Raw genomic sequence first — 14,037 nt, 5'->3', positions numbered from 1 at the left:
TCTCTCTGGAACCGAGGCGCTTGTATCGCGAGCAAGCTTTGCTCCCACAGGAGGTTGTGGAAAAACCTTCCCTCGCCTCCCTAGAGACTCAGCCGAGCAACCGCCCCAACCCCTCCAGCAAGCGCTGCAACGCGCCCTGATTGGTGCGCATCACCGCAAGCCCCGCCTCGGCCATGCGCTGGGCATCGCGGGGCAGTTCGAACAGGCGCTGCACTGCCAGGGCCAGGCTTTCGGCATCGTCCACTTCCGTTAGCGCACCGGCAGCGCGCAGTTGCGCGGCGATTTCGAGGAAGTTGAACAAGTGCGGCCCGCTGAGCACCGGTTTCGCCAGCGCCGCCGGCTCGAGCAGGTTGTGTCCACCGTTGGGCACCAGGCTGCCACCGACAAACGCACTGTCGGCCAACGCGTAGAGAAACAGCAGTTCGCCCATGGTATCGCCGAGCAACACCGACGTCTGGGCGGTGACCGCTTGCCCACTGGAGCGCCGCACCGTGACCAGGCCTTCGTTTTCACACAACTGGTGCACGGAGTCGAAACGCTCAGGATGACGCGGCACCAGAATCAGCAACGCATCGGGGTAGCTGTCGAGCAACCGACGGTGGGCGGCCAACACCACTTCGTCCTCGCCCTCATGGGTACTGGCGGCGATCCACACCGGGCGCTCGGTAGCCTGCCACTGGCGACGCAAGGCACTGGCGTCTTCGAGCAGTTGCGGGTCGATGGTCAGGTCGAACTTGATCGAGCCGGTGACCTCGACGGTTTCCGCCCGGGCGCCCAGCTGGCGAAAACGCTCGGCTTCGGCTTCGGTCTGCACGGCGAACAGGCTCATCTCGGCGAGCATCGGCCGGGTGAGCTTGGGAAAACGCCCATAGCCCCGTGCCGAACGCTCCGACAGCCGCGCGTTAGCCAAAGCAACGGGAATACCACGCTTGGCACACTGGTGAATGTGGTTGGGCCACAGCTCGGTTTCCATGATCACCGCCAGGGACGGGCGAACCCGGTCGAGAAAACGCTTGGCGGCGCAGGGCAAGTCGTAAGGCAGATAGCAATGCTGGATGCGCGGCTCGCCGGAGAACAACGCGCGGATCCGCTCCGAACCGGTGGGCGTCATGCAGGTGACGGTGATCGGCAGCTGTGGATAACGTTGCAGCAAGGCGCGGATCATCGGCGCGGCGGCGATGCTCTCGCCCACCGACACCGAGTGGACCCAGATGCCCCCCGGCACCATGACCGGCAGCCCCCAGGAAAACCGCTCGCCGATGCGCCGGGCATAAGCCGGCGCCTTGCGGGCCCGCAACCACAGCCGAATCGCTACCAGTGGCAGCCCCAAGTAAAACAACGCGCTATAGAGAGTTCTGTTCATGGCGGCGGAGTTTATCGGTTTTTCAGCCAATCGCCTGCAACTGCACGGCAAAACGTTCCGCCAGCCAACGGGCGGCCGGACCCAGGGGTTCGTCGCGGCGCCAGACCAGTTCCACCACCAGGGCCGGCGGGGTCCATTCGCTGCTGAGCTCGACCATGTCGCCCAGGTACGCCGGGTATTGCACCACATGCCGAGGCAGCCAGGCCCAGCCCAGGCCACTCCTCAGCCATTCGGCCAGTACATAGAAACTGTCAGCCCGCCAAACTTGCGGGCTGGCCTGCTCACTGCCGGGATAGACACTGGACTGGGTGGCCATCAACAACTGGCGGTGCCGGGCCATTTCCCGGCAGGTCACATAGTCATGGTTCGCCAGCGGGTGCCCCCTGCCACACACCGTGACCATCTCGACGCTGCCCAGCACCCGGCGCTCCAGCGCCTCGGGAATCTGGTCGTGATAGAACAGCAAGCCGAGGTCGGCGCGGCGCTCCACCAGTTTGCGCGCCACATCGCCTTGGGCGGCGCTGGCCAGTTGCACTTCGAGGGTGGGGAATTGCTCGGCCAGGGCCGCCAGGCTGTCGATGACCGGTTGATAAGGCATGGCTTCGTCCTGGGCCAGGCGCAGCGACGCTTCCTGCCCGCGCATCAGGGCCAGGGCCCGGCCATTGAGGCGCTCGCACTGACGCAGCACTTCCCGGGCCTCTTCAAGCAAGGCTTCTCCCGCGTCGGTGAGCCTGGGCTGCCGGCCGCTGCTGCGCTCGAACAGGCTCACCCCCAAGTCGTCCTCCAGCAAGGCAATCGCGCTGCTGATGGCCGATTGGGCCTTGCGCTGATCCCGGGCCACGGCCGAAAACGAACGTTTCTCGGCGACCCCGACAAACAGCCGCAATTGCTCCAGGTTCCACTGCACGTTCATGGCTCAACCTATCTTGATTACAGATAGGTAATGACTTTACCGCATCTGAGCCATCTCTAGAATGGCCCCATCGAAAGACGCAACCGTCGAAGAGGAACCGCCCATGAACGCCTACTACTACCTGGCCATCGCCATCTGCGCCGAAGTCATCGCCACCGTTTCGATGAAAGCGATCAAGGGCCTGAGCACACCTCTGCCTTTGCTGCTGGTCGTCGTCGGCTACGGCACCGCGTTCTGGATGCTGACGCTGGTGGTGCGCACCGTACCGGTGGGCGTGGCCTATGCGGTCTGGGCCGGGCTGGGGATTGTGATGGTCAGCGTGGCGGCGCTGTTCATCTATGGGCAGAAACTGGACGTGCCGGCGATGCTGGGGATGGCGTTGATTGTGTTGGGGGTGGTGGTGATCCAGCTGTTTTCCAAGACTGCTGGCCACTGAAAACACGGATTAAAAGGACTGAAAACACATGTTCGGCAAGGGGGAATCTGTGGGAGCAAGACTTGCCCTCGATGAAAACGACGCGGTCTCTCTGGAACCGAGGCGCCCGTATCGCGAGCAAGCTTTGCTCCCACAGGTTGACCGCCAACAAATTCCCTCTGCATCGAGTCTGTATACTGCGCCCTCGTCTTGAACACTGAGGTCGCTCATGTCATCCGTTATTTCCACCGACATTCTGATTGTCGGCGCAGGCGTCGCCGGTCTCTGGCTGAATGCACGCCTGCGTCGCCAGGGTTTTTCGACCGTGCTGGTGGAAAGCGCCAGCCTCGGCGGCGGGCAGAGTGTCAAATCCCAGGGCATTATCCATGGTGGCGCCAAGTACGCCCTGCACGGCGCCCTGACCGGTGCCTCGGAAGCCATCGCCGACATGCCGCGTCGCTGGCGCGAAGCCCTGAAAGGTGAAGGTGAGCTGGACCTGTCCGGCGTGCGCATGCTGTCCGATGCCCATTACCTCTGGTCCCCCGGCACCCTGGCCGGCAACCTCACCAGTTTCTTTGCCAGCAAGGCCGTGCGCGGGCGGGTCGATCAGGTCAAGGGCGACCAGTTGCCGCCGGCCCTGCAAGACAAGCGCTTCAAGGGCAAGGTCTATCGCCTGGCCGAGCTGGTGGTGGACGTGCCGAGCGTGATCGCGCGCCTGGCGGAACTGGCCGGCGACAGCTTGTTGGCCGGGCAACACATCGAACCGCTGCGCGAAGGGGGCGAGCTGATCGGACTCAAGGTCGATGGCCGCGAGATTCGCGCGCAACGCATTGTCCTCAGCGCCGGGGGCGGCACCGCCGACCTGCTCAACGCCTTGGGCCTGGACCAGCCAGCCATGCAGCGCCGGCCGCTGCACATGGTCCTGGTCAAGGGCCCCAGCCTCAAGCCGCTCTACGCCCATTGCCTGGGCGGTGGACCGAAGCCGCGCGTCACCGTGACCACTCATCCGGCGGCCGATGGCCAATGGGTCTGGTACGTGGGTGGTGATCTGGCCGAAGGCGATGGCGTGACCCGCGAGCCTGCCGCGCAGATCGCCGCCGCCCAGAAAGAACTCGGCCAATTGTTGCCTTGGGTTGACCTGAGCACCGCGCAATGGGCCACGCTGCGGGTTGACCGCGCCGAACCGTTGCAGTCGGGCCTGACCCGTCCGGACAACGCCTTCCTCGCCGAGCAGGATCGACTGCTGGTGGGTTGGCCAACCAAACTGGCCCTGGCCCCGGACTTCGCTGATCGGGTGGTCAATGTCCTGCAACGCGATGGCATCCAGCCAAGCCACCCGGCCCCACTGCCGGACCTGCCGAAGCCGCCGATGGGCGTGCCTGCCTGGGAGCAACTGCTGCCATGAGCCAACCGACCCTGCATGACCTCTATCGCCCCCTGGGCCATGACGGCCCGCGCGTCTCCCCCCTGGGCCTGGGCACCGTCAAGCTCGGTCGCGACCAAGGCGTCAAATACCCCAACGGCTTTCGGATCCCCGATGACGACGAAGCGCGCATGTTGCTCAAACTGGCGCGCGACCTGGGTATCAACCTGATCGACACCGCGCCGGCCTATGGTCGCAGCGAAGAGCGCCTCGGCCCGCTGCTGCGCGGCCAACGCCAGGACTGGGTGATTGTCAGCAAGGTCGGCGAAGAGTTCAGCGACGGCCAGTCACGCCATGACTTCAGTGCCGCCCATACCCGATTTTCGGTGGAGCGCAGCCTCAAGCGCCTGGAAACCGACTATATCGACCTGGTCCTGGTGCATTCGGATGGCAACGACCTGGCGATCCTCAACGACAGCGAGGTCTACCCGACCCTGGCGGCGCTCAAGCGCGAGGGCAAGATCGGCGGCTTCGGTTTTTCCGGCAAGACCGTCGACGGCGGCTTGAAGGCCTTGGAGCAAGGCGATTGCGCGATGGTCACCTACAATCTGAACGAACGAAACGAAAAGGCTGTCATTGACTACGCCAGCGAACACGGCAAAGCGATCCTGGTGAAAAAGGCCCTGGCCAGCGGCCACGTCTGCCTGAGCCCCGGGGTAGACCCGGTTCGCGCCAGCTTCGAACTGTTGTTTGAGCATCCTGGGGTCGCCAGTGCTATTGTCGGCACCATCAATCCGCTGCACCTCGCCCATAACGTCGCGACCGTCGCCACGGTCCTGCGTAAACACTGACGCCGCCCACGCGGCCTGAAGGAAGGAGCCGACATGCCGCGTACGCTCATCAGAAAGAACCCGAGTAACTTCAAGACCCTGCCCCTGTTCGTCGAAGCGACCCCCGAAGGCCTGACTTACCAGAGCGTCGGGATGCCGCTGAATTTCGCCCAGACCTTGCAGCGTCGCCGTCCTGTCGCGGTGGCCGATGCCGAGCGCTTTTCCCTGGAGTTGGCGAACCTGGGCGTCTCGGTGCGCCTGACCCTGCATTGGCAGAACCGCGATTATTGGGTGCTAGTGCGCCAGCGTCGACAGGATCGCGGCGATGTGGTGCTCAAGCTGATATCCGGCTACGTCCCGGCCCACGAACTGAACCTGCCGCTGCTCACCGCCATCAGCGAAATTGCCGAGGAATGCCTGCTGGAAACCCCAGAAGGCTGGCTTGGCGGGCGCTTCAACGACACCTGGCTGCCAGCCCCCTACGCCACGGCCCTGCATTACCGCGAAGCCTTGCCGTTCCGGCTGACGCCACTGTCGGGCTCGGCACGCCCGGTGCGCAGCGCCAACCTGCAACTGATCGAGCGACCACGGGCCTACGTGCACCTGCCGACGGCATCGCTGCAACTGATCTATGACTTGCGCCTGGATGTGCCCAAGGAAGCCAAGTCCCTGAGTTTGTTTCACGTCGATGAGCGACTGGAAGGTGACCTGTTGGTGGCGCGCCTGGACCGCAAGCGGCCCGACCTGTACCTGATGCCGCTGCAGGATGGGCAGCCCTTGCCCGAGCTGTACACCCTGAAAAAGGATCAGTTGTACCCAGCCAGCACCCGGGGGCTGTACCTGGCGGAGAGTTTCGCCAGCCAAGAGGGCTGGGTGGTGCGCGACGAACGCATCCGCTGGAAAGATTGGCTTGTCAAACAGGGCCTGAAGGCTCCGGCCCCACATCGCCAAGGCCTCAAAGGCTTGCACAAGAAAGCCATGGGCTTGATGCGCATGGTTCGTGGGACGCTACACAAGTAGGTCAGGTGGAGGAGCGCCTATCGAGGTAGGTCCGCCACCGCGCGAAGAGACGAAAATAACGATTCTCGCGTTTGCCCATGCCGCGCTTGGAAGAGAACGACTCTTCAGCGAAATTGCCATTAATCCGTACGCGAGATGCCGTGGTCGGCAGGGTGAAGACTTTGATATGCGCCTGCTGCAGCGCAAATTTGAGTAACCGTTCGGAATGCAGCTTCCTGCCGGTTACCTCGCAGAAATCGAAAATACGCTCGATACGCGAGCCATAGGCACGGTAGGCGTCACGCCCGCAGATCGCAAATCGGTCGTTCAAACCGTTCCACCATTGCCAGTCCGGAATATAGGCATTCAACCTGCGAGCTTCGGGACGAGCAAACACATAGCTGGGAAGCGTCGTGTGAAAGAAAATGTCGGGGCGAACGAACACGACGAAGTCTGGATCAAATGGCTCCATCATAGCCGTGACACTGTTCAGGGAGTTGAGCTGATAGATAAGGTTTCTGAGGGACATATGCTGATCCCCCCATGCATCACCAAGCGCCTTGACCCTCTCGAAGTCCCAGCGCTCCAGAACCCCCTCAATGGAATCGAGTCGACCGGTCATTGTGGTGAAGGGTGAATAGTTGTCCGCACTCAGTTTGCCCTGTTCACCGGAACGCGGATTGTGAACTTCATCGATTTTGTACAAGTGGTAAAAGCACTGCACTTCGCTCCCGGCAGGGATTTGTGCAAGAACGTTTTTTTCAATGGACGGGAAACAGACTTCCGAATTCCTCGGGATACCAAAAAATGCCAGCGCAATTTTCAACACGCGTCCCGCCCCTACCGTAATAAAACAATTCGCCCCAGCGATATCACGCCAGGTTGCCGGACCTCTTCAACGCGACTGTACGTTCACTACCGACAACATGACGCTCGTAAGCGGGTTACTGCCAAACGGGACTAAGCAATGCTCACGAGCGGGCCAGGCGACGGAAAGGCGCGTGCCATACCGCACCCTCCCAAAACCATCGAGTGAAGACATCACCGGCCACGAATCTTCTCGACGATGGCTGTCGTCGAGCTGTTTTCCACCAGTCCCAGCACTTTCACCGCGCCGCCATAGGCCGCAACGATATCGGCGCCCACGACTTGGTCGACGCCATAATCGCCGCCCTTGACCAGCACATCCGGCTTGACCTGGCGAAGCAGGTTTTCCGGCGTGCCCTCGCTGAAACTGATGACCCAATCCACCGCGCCAAGGCCGGCCAGGACCGCCATGCGTCGATCAACGCTGTTGATCGGCCGGCCCGGCCCTTTGAGGCGGCTCACCGATGCGTCGTCATTGACCGCGACGATCAGGCGATCACCCTGGGCCCTGGCCTGCTCGAGGTAGGTCACATGGCCGGCATGGAGGATGTCGAAGCACCCATTGGTGAAGACGATTCTTTCGTTGTGGGCACGCGCGTCGTCGACGGCCAGCAACAGTTGCTCCAGCCCCAGCACACCGCGCTCGGAACCCTCTTCGCGCTGAATGGCGCGACGCAGCTCCGGCGCACTGATCGCAGCAGTACCCAGCTTGCCGACGACAATGCCCGCCGCCAGGTTCGCCAGGGCGACCGCATGGGGCAGCTCTTCGCCAGCGGCAATCGCTGCAGCCAGGGTGGAAATCACCGTGTCACCGGCACCCGTCACGTCGAACACTTCACGGGCACGGGCCGGCAGGTGCAAGGCCGGATGATCAGGACGCAGCAGGGTCATGCCGTGTTCACCGCGGGTCACCAGCAGCGCCCCGAGATCCAGGTCATGCATCAGCTGGGCGCCTTTACTCACCAGCTCGTGCTCATCGACGCAACCGCCGACGATGGTTTCGAATTCGCTGAGGTTCGGGGTGATCAGGCTCGCGCCACGGTAGATGGAAAAGTCCTTGCCCTTGGGATCGGCCAGGACCGGAATGCCACGGGCACGGGCGGCCTGGATCAGCGCCTGGTGGTTTTTCAACGCACCTTTGCCGTAGTCCGACAACACCAGGACCTTGATGCCTTCGAGCAGGCTATCGACCTCGGCACCGAGGGCCAAGGGATCGGTGGCGAAAGGTTCTTCGAAGTCGATGCGCAGCAGTTGCTGGTGACGGCTCATGACCCGCAGCTTGACGATGGTCGGCTGGTGCGCGATGCGCTGGAATATCGCCCGTACGCCCGCGCCCTTGAGGCTGTTGGTCAGGCTGTCGGCAGCCTCATCGTCGCCAGTCACGCCCACCAGGGAGGCCGGCGCGCCGAGGGCGGCGATGTTCAGGGCAACGTTGGCGGCACCACCGGGGCGATCCTCGATGTGCTCGACCTTGACCACCGGTACCGGGGCCTCAGGGGAAATCCGTGAGGTACCGCCATGCCAGTAGCGGTCGAGCATGACATCGCCGACCACCAATACAGGGGCTTGATCGAATCGCGGCATGGACAACTTCATGGAGCATCCCACATACAAAATGAACAGGGGCGCGATATTAGCACAGGGTTGAGGAAGGCTCTTCCATGGCTGTAACACGAAGCATTATCCGCAACCTTCATTATTATTTTTGCGCCAACGCAATCATGTGCTCACAGGCCTGGGCCAGCCCCACCTCGCTAGTATCGATTTCGCATTCGGCTGCAAGCGGCGGCTCGTAAGGGCTGTCGAGTCCGGTGAAATCCTTGATTCGTCCGGCGAGCGCTTCTCGGTACAAGCCTTTGGGATCGCGCTGGGCACAGACGTCGAAAGGCGTGCTGACATAAACTTCCACGAAAGCGCCCTTGGCAAAAAACCGCCGGGCGGCGTCCCGGTCGGCGCGAAAGGGAGAGATTGCCGCGACAATGACGATGAGCCCGGCTTCGACCATCAAACGTGCCACTTCGGCTATTCGCCGGACGTTCTCTCTTCGGGCCCCGGCGTCCATCCCCAAGTCACTGCACAACCCCTTGCGCAAGTTGTCGCCATCCAGCAGGGCCGTGTGTAGCCCTTGCTCGTGGAGCCGGACTTCCAAGGCATTGGCTAGCGTCGACTTGCCCGCCCCCGAAAGCCCGGTCAACCAGATACAGCGAGGCCGCTGATTCTTTATGGCTGCCCGACTCGCGGGGGAAAGTGATAGCGCATCAGAGCGCATCTGCGATTGCTGCGTTGCTCCCTTTGATGCCTCGTGCATATCGTGCATTCCATTGTCGTGTGCAGCAGAGCATAGCCTTCGGCTCGTATTCAGGCGATGTCCTGGGCCGGGGCATCCAGCCCCATGGCGTGAAGACGCGCGTAATAGCCGTTTTGCGCGAGAAGTTCGCCATGGCTGCCGCGCTCCACGATACGCCCCTGGTCCATGACCAGGATCAGGTCGGCTTTTTCGATCGTGGACAGGCGATGAGCGATGACCAAGGTCGTGCGGCCTTTCATGACTTGGTCCAGCGCGGACTGGATATGCCGCTCGGACTCGGTGTCCAGCGCTGAAGTCGCCTCATCGAGAATCAGCAGTGGGGCGTTTTTCAACAACGCCCGGGCAATGGCCAGTCGCTGACGCTGGCCACCGGACAACAGCACGCCATTTTCGCCCACCTCGGTATCCAGGCCTTGGGGCAGTTGCTCGATGAAATCCATCGCGTAGGCGTCTCGGGCGGCTTTTTCGATATCGGCCCGCGGCGCACCGGCCAGGTCGCCATAGGCGATGTTGTTGGCCACTGTGTCATTGAACAACGTGACGTGCTGGGTCACCTGGGCGACATGGCGACGCAAGTTGCGCAGTCGATAATCTTCAATTTCCACGTCGTCGAGTAGAATCTGGCCGACTTCGTGGTGATAAAAACGTGGGATGAGACTGGCGAGCGTCGATTTGCCACTGCCCGAACGCCCTACCAGGGCAATCATCTGCCCAGGCGCTGCTGTGAAACTGATGTCCTTGAGCACCTCTCGATCGGCACCTGGGTAGGTAAAGCTCAGGTTGCGCACATCGAGACGGCCGCTGACGCGCTCTTGCTCTACCGTGCCGGTGTCGACTTCGGGTTCGACATCCAACTGTTCGAAGATGCTTTCCGCGCCCGCCACCCCTCTCTGGATCGTAGAGCTGACTTCGGAGAGCTGCCGAATCGGCTTGGGCAGCAAACCCGCCGCGGTGATATAGGCCACCAGGTCGCCCGCCGTCGCTTCGCCGCGCAAGAACAACACGAGGAACATCAAGGCCGCCATGGCGGTATAGATGACCAATTGCAACATCGGCGTATAGACCGCGCTCGTGCGAGTCATGCGCAATTGCTTATCCGTATTGCTCTGGCTGGCACTGGCAAAGCGTTTCTCTTCATACGCCTCACCGCCAAAGCTGCGCACGACGCGGTAGCCCTGGATGGTTTCGGAGGCTACGTGGGTCACGTCGCCCATGGCCACTTGAATCTTTTTGCTCTGCTTGCGGAATTTCTTGCTGGTACTGCTGACCATCACCGCGATGAGCGGCAGGATCGCCAACATGACAAGCGTCAGCTTCCAGTTCATCCATACCAGGTACGTGAAGAGAAACACCACGGTGAGACCTTCGCGAATCACGACCTTGATGGCGTCGGTGGCCGCACCGGTGACCATGGTCACGTTGAAGGTGATCCGAGAAATAAGATGCCCTGAGTTATGGGTATCGAAGTATCGGTTGGGCAGCACCAGCAGCTTGTTGAACAGCTCGACGCGCAAATCATGCACCAAGCCCAGCGAGACCCTGGCCAAGTAGTAGTTCCCCAGGAACGACCCCAGGCCCTGCCAGGCAGCGATCAGGATGATCAACAACGGCACGGCCATCAGCAGTTTCAAGTCCTGCAGGTACGGCACATTGGGGAAAAGTACCGCATCGGGATTGCTCAAGCCGTCGACGAAATACTTGAGAATTCCGGCCAGCATGGGCTGGGTGGACGCGAATATCACGAAGCCCACGATACTCAGCGAAAAAATGCCTATGTAAGGTCTGACGTATCCCAGCAACCGTAGATAGATCTTCAGGCTGGAATCCTGTTCCGCTTTAGGCGGTGCGTCACTCATCGTCGAGCTCACTGGTTAGGAAGAGCGCGGGATTTTATCACAGCCACCGGGTTTGGCCGCGCCCAGGTCAAAACGCTGGCCAGGCCAATCGGCAACCAACTGATAAACCATTCGGCACGCGGGGTTCCCGTCAGGCTCGCAGCGTCGAACTGCATCGCCAGAAGCGAGAATATCCACATGCCTAATACGCCTTGGCCCAGCAGGGTATCTTTGGTACGCCAAGCCTCACGCAGCACAGCGAACCAGACGAGACACCATAGCAACAAGCCTGGCAAGCCCAGCTGAATGGCAATGTGGGTGAACAGATTATGAGCGTGATCGAATAATCTACCGCCAACAGGGACCCGATAATCACCTGCCAAACCAATACCCCCCCATGGACGCTCGGCAATCATTTGCAGGCTCGACATGAAGATTTCAGGGCGATAAGAAGCACCACGAGCCATCACCAGGGGTTCCAGCAGCCAAAAGGTCAGCATCGCCAGCACCAAAACCGTGGCGGAGATGACGCGGGTACGCTGGTCCCGGCAGTAAAGCGGCATGGCCAGTACGCTGAGCAACAAGGCCAACGCCGCGCCGCGACTTTGGCTCGTCACGACAAACATCCCTAACATTGCCAAGGCCACTCCCCAAAGGATTTGCAGCCCTGTTTGGCGCGGCATCCAGTGCAACATCCAGATTGCCGCCAGTCCCGCCACGTATGCTCCAAGAATCGGATGGGCCAACTTGCCCAGCCCTTCCAGGCGCGCCGTCCATTGATGCCCCTCGATACCGTAATATCTGACAAGGCTTAACAAGGCGATCAGTGCGAGCCCCAGGCCACCCCATTGCATAAAACGGATCACACGCTCCGGACGACCATCGGCAAAGATCGCGAAAAACAGCAGGAACACCATGATGTAGAACAAGCGTTTTATTTCGCGGACGGGCTCGGAGGCTTCGGCCCAGGACAGGGTAATCAATGCCCAGACCGCCAGCGCCAACAAGGCCAGATAAATAAAGCGTTGTGCCCGCCACAGCTCCAGCAAGCGATTGCGGGCAGGCCAAGCAAACAGGATCGCCGGCAACCATAAAAAGACAACCAGCCCTTGTTGATAGATTTTATTGGTCGGCGCCAGCGCGATAGCGAGCAAAAACCATAACAAACCAAATGCCATCCACCCCTGAACCCAACGTGACCCCTGCATCTATCGCTCCTAAACGGCATTCCAACCAAACTGGCATAGTGAAAACAAAAACTTTTGGGCATCATGACCCGTCATGGCACCCGTTCTTTCCACAAGGTTTTTCTATGATGCAGTCCTCACGGCTTTCCGAAGGCGCTTTGAATCAATTGATTGAAGGCGCCAGTATTCTGGAAACCGATAGCTACGGCCCAAAAGTCTATCTGCTACGGGATGGAAATATCCTTAAGCTGTTTCGCCGCAAACGGCTCATTTCTTCGGCTCTTCTAAAGCCTTATTCACGGCGATTCATTGAAAATGCGGCCCGTCTGCGGGAGCTCGACGTACCGACACTTCACGTTCAAGCGTTCTTCAAATTGGAAAAGCCTGGAATAACTGCAGTACTGTATCGACCACTCCCCGGAAAAACTTTGCGCCAACTATCGAATCAGGAGCGATTCAGCTGGCAGCCTATCCTTCCTGCGCTGGTCGAGCTCATCCGCCAATTGCACACCAGCGGCATTTATTTCCGCTCGTTGCATCTGGGCAACATTGTCGTCACACCTGAAAACAGATTGGGATTGATTGATGTGGCTGACATGCGCTTCCTGCGCTCACCACTGCCACGTTACCTGGCACGCCGCAATCTACAGCATTTCGCTCGCTATATTACCCGAGAGAACCTGAACGAAAGCTTTCCGATGCAGGCGCTGGAAGACGCTTTATTTCCCACCCGAGATTAACCCCTGGGCGGTCCGGCAGAAGCTCACCCACGCCTCGTCCGGTGCCAATGCCTGGTATTGCGCCGCCGACACCGCATCGGTCTGAGCCAGCGAGGCTCTGATAATTGCCTCGCTCCACGCGATTGTTTCGCCAGCAGGTACATACCAGCCGACATCGGCCAACTGCTCCCGAAACACGGCCAGATCACTGGCGAGTACCGGAATACCGGACAGGACTGCTTCTTGAAGAATGAGGCCAAGCCCCTCTTCAAAAGAGGGGATCATCACCCAATCGAACGCTTTGTACAGCTTAACGACATCCTCTTGATGCCCAGCCAGCATCACCTTACCGGCCAAATCCGGTTGGGCGACTCGCGCTTCCAGTGCCCGGCGAGCAGGCCCTTCGCCGACTATCACCAAGCGCCAGTCAGGCTGATCCAAAGCCGCAACGGCAAAAGCATCCAAAAGACTGGAGAAGCCTTTTTTTTCCACCAGCCGCCCTATCGCACCGAATATTCGAACCCCTGCCTGAGGCAACCCCAACCGGGCACGCGCCTCTTCGCGAGTGACAAGACGGGATTGGAATGCGACGGGATCGAAAGCACTGCGCAAGGCGGTGACCTGGATACCCAACTCGTCCTGAAGCGAGGCTGCCAGTGTCTCGGAGACTGCCGCCAACACCAGGCGGGAGGAAGGAAAGTCGCGCAATAGCTGCTTGCTCTTGGCGTTGAACCGTGTCGCGCCGTGGAAAACAACCACCACCCGAACATGCGGCAACGACTTCAGAACGGGTAACAGCGTACGAACCACACCAATACCGTCGAGGAGCACCACTCGGGCTTCGTCATCGAGCAAAGCCCGGCGAAAACGGCTATGCATCCAGGGCTTGAGCAAACGCCAGAAGTGCCGGCCCTTGAGCCGGGCTGAAGCCAGGTTCCATTCCCGCGCCGGGCCCATGTTTTCCTGACAAGCGGATGCCGAGCCTTGCAGGAGCCACGTCTTGACGGGCAACGCAGAATCAATCTGTGAAATTATCTGACAGTGGACCTTATGGACCGAAGCAAATGGTAAACCGCCTGCCCACATAACATTAACAATGCTCATTGAGCAGCAATCCTTCTAACTCGGACCGGGATTCACGCTTCGAGATACTCAATCGTTGAAAAGCCAACCAACACCGGCTCCGAGCAAGAGGATGAGTACGAGCATGATTTGCTCACGCTCCGAAAACCACACCG

Annotated in this window: 13 protein-coding genes; 5 read left to right on the top strand and 8 right to left on the bottom strand. The window is 60.5% G+C overall.

All coding sequences use genetic code 11. The features are described from left to right. Positions 1 to 88 precede the first annotated feature (88 nt). Both waaA and B0E42_RS08610 read right to left on the bottom strand, forming a co-directional pair. Positions 89 to 1,363 carry a lipid IV(A) 3-deoxy-D-manno-octulosonic acid transferase gene (gene waaA / locus B0E42_RS08615; RefSeq protein ID WP_053177875.1) on the bottom strand — a complete coding sequence of 425 codons (1,275 nt, stop codon included), beginning with the start codon at positions 1,361 to 1,363 and terminating at the stop codon, positions 89 to 91. Positions 1,364 to 1,385: 22 nt separating this feature from the next. After that, a complete protein-coding gene (locus B0E42_RS08610) occupies positions 1,386 to 2,276 on the bottom strand; it encodes a LysR family transcriptional regulator (protein ID WP_018614128.1) in 891 nt (296 codons plus the stop codon). Between the two features lie 103 nt (positions 2,277 to 2,379). Here B0E42_RS08610 and B0E42_RS08605 point away from each other — a divergent pair, with 103 nt between their 5' ends. From B0E42_RS08605 to B0E42_RS08585, 4 genes are all read left to right on the top strand, one after another. Next, positions 2,380 to 2,712 (top strand): multidrug efflux SMR transporter, encoded by a 333-nt coding sequence (locus B0E42_RS08605; RefSeq protein ID WP_014336267.1) that lies wholly within the window; start codon positions 2,380 to 2,382, stop codon positions 2,710 to 2,712. Between the two features lie 208 nt (positions 2,713 to 2,920). After that, positions 2,921 to 4,096, top strand: coding sequence for an FAD-binding oxidoreductase (locus B0E42_RS08595; RefSeq protein ID WP_018614124.1), 1,176 nt, complete (start codon positions 2,921 to 2,923; stop codon positions 4,094 to 4,096). Beyond that, on the top strand, positions 4,093 to 4,905 hold the full coding sequence (locus B0E42_RS08590; RefSeq protein WP_018614122.1) for an aldo/keto reductase: 813 nt from the start codon (positions 4,093 to 4,095) through the stop codon (positions 4,903 to 4,905). Before B0E42_RS08595 ends, B0E42_RS08590 begins: the two co-directional genes overlap by 4 nt. Before the next feature lie 33 nt (positions 4,906 to 4,938). Further along, positions 4,939 to 5,904 carry a hypothetical protein gene (locus tag B0E42_RS08585; RefSeq protein ID WP_024617999.1) on the top strand — a complete coding sequence of 322 codons (966 nt, stop codon included), beginning with the start codon at positions 4,939 to 4,941 and terminating at the stop codon, positions 5,902 to 5,904. A gap of 1 nt (position 5,905) precedes the next feature. On the opposite strand, the gene B0E42_RS08580 is transcribed toward B0E42_RS08585, so the two are convergent. From B0E42_RS08580 to B0E42_RS08560, 5 genes are all read right to left on the bottom strand, one after another. Next, on the bottom strand, positions 5,906 to 6,712 hold the full coding sequence (locus B0E42_RS08580; RefSeq protein ID WP_053177874.1) for a hypothetical protein: 807 nt from the start codon (positions 6,710 to 6,712) through the stop codon (positions 5,906 to 5,908). 212 nt (positions 6,713 to 6,924) lie between these two features. After that, complete coding sequence (gene hldE, locus B0E42_RS08575; protein WP_077506225.1) at positions 6,925 to 8,346, bottom strand: bifunctional D-glycero-beta-D-manno-heptose-7-phosphate kinase/D-glycero-beta-D-manno-heptose 1-phosphate adenylyltransferase HldE; 1,422 nt, start codon at positions 8,344 to 8,346, stop codon at positions 6,925 to 6,927. A gap of 103 nt (positions 8,347 to 8,449) precedes the next feature. Further along, positions 8,450 to 9,058, bottom strand: coding sequence for an adenylyl-sulfate kinase (cysC, locus tag B0E42_RS08570; protein WP_018614113.1), 609 nt, complete (start codon positions 9,056 to 9,058; stop codon positions 8,450 to 8,452). Positions 9,059 to 9,108: 50 nt separating this feature from the next. Continuing rightward, entirely contained in the window at positions 9,109 to 10,914 is a 1,806-nt protein-coding gene (gene msbA / locus B0E42_RS08565; protein ID WP_018614111.1) for a lipid A export permease/ATP-binding protein MsbA, read from the bottom strand. Positions 10,915 to 10,922: 8 nt separating this feature from the next. Continuing rightward, entirely contained in the window at positions 10,923 to 12,101 is a 1,179-nt protein-coding gene (locus B0E42_RS08560; RefSeq protein WP_053177871.1) for an O-antigen ligase, read from the bottom strand. A 107-nt stretch (positions 12,102 to 12,208) separates the two neighbouring features. Here B0E42_RS08560 and B0E42_RS08555 point away from each other — a divergent pair, with 107 nt between their 5' ends. Then, a complete protein-coding gene (locus tag B0E42_RS08555; RefSeq protein WP_018614107.1) occupies positions 12,209 to 12,820 on the top strand; it encodes a toluene tolerance protein in 612 nt (203 codons plus the stop codon). On the opposite strand, the gene B0E42_RS08550 is transcribed toward B0E42_RS08555, so the two are convergent. Then, on the bottom strand, positions 12,800 to 13,903 hold the full coding sequence (locus tag B0E42_RS08550; protein ID WP_077506224.1) for a glycosyltransferase: 1,104 nt from the start codon (positions 13,901 to 13,903) through the stop codon (positions 12,800 to 12,802). The two genes, B0E42_RS08555 and B0E42_RS08550, sit on opposite strands and share 21 nt — an antisense overlap. Positions 13,904 to 14,037 lie beyond the last annotated feature (134 nt).

The organism is Pseudomonas sp. A25(2017), assembly GCF_002001065.1.
In the GTDB taxonomy this organism is placed as follows: domain Bacteria; phylum Pseudomonadota; class Gammaproteobacteria; order Pseudomonadales; family Pseudomonadaceae; genus Aquipseudomonas; species Aquipseudomonas kilonensis.
Note: the sequence above shows the minus strand (reverse complement) of the source record. Positions and strands in the feature narration are given on the sequence as shown.

Excerpts from the sequence above, each read along its gene's own strand:
- B0E42_RS08555 (WP_018614107.1), top strand. The coding sequence starts at position 12,209 with ATGCAGTCCTCACGGCTTTCCGAAGGCGCTTTGAATCAATTGATTGAA.
- B0E42_RS08595 (WP_018614124.1), top strand. The coding sequence starts at position 2,921 with ATGTCATCCGTTATTTCCACCGACATTCTGATTGTCGGCGCAGGCGTC.
- B0E42_RS08590 (WP_018614122.1), top strand. The coding sequence starts at position 4,093 with ATGAGCCAACCGACCCTGCATGACCTCTATCGCCCCCTGGGCCATGAC.
- B0E42_RS08605 (WP_014336267.1), top strand. The coding sequence starts at position 2,380 with ATGAACGCCTACTACTACCTGGCCATCGCCATCTGCGCCGAAGTCATC.
- waaA (WP_053177875.1), bottom strand. The coding sequence starts at position 1,363 with ATGAACAGAACTCTCTATAGCGCGTTGTTTTACTTGGGGCTGCCACTG.
- B0E42_RS08585 (WP_024617999.1), top strand. The coding sequence starts at position 4,939 with ATGCCGCGTACGCTCATCAGAAAGAACCCGAGTAACTTCAAGACCCTG.
- msbA (WP_018614111.1), bottom strand. The coding sequence starts at position 10,914 with ATGAGTGACGCACCGCCTAAAGCGGAACAGGATTCCAGCCTGAAGATC.
- B0E42_RS08550 (WP_077506224.1), bottom strand. The coding sequence starts at position 13,903 with ATGAGCATTGTTAATGTTATGTGGGCAGGCGGTTTACCATTTGCTTCG.
- cysC (WP_018614113.1), bottom strand. The coding sequence starts at position 9,058 with ATGCACGAGGCATCAAAGGGAGCAACGCAGCAATCGCAGATGCGCTCT.
- B0E42_RS08560 (WP_053177871.1), bottom strand. The coding sequence starts at position 12,101 with ATGCAGGGGTCACGTTGGGTTCAGGGGTGGATGGCATTTGGTTTGTTA.
- hldE (WP_077506225.1), bottom strand. The coding sequence starts at position 8,346 with ATGAAGTTGTCCATGCCGCGATTCGATCAAGCCCCTGTATTGGTGGTC.
- B0E42_RS08610 (WP_018614128.1), bottom strand. The coding sequence starts at position 2,276 with ATGAACGTGCAGTGGAACCTGGAGCAATTGCGGCTGTTTGTCGGGGTC.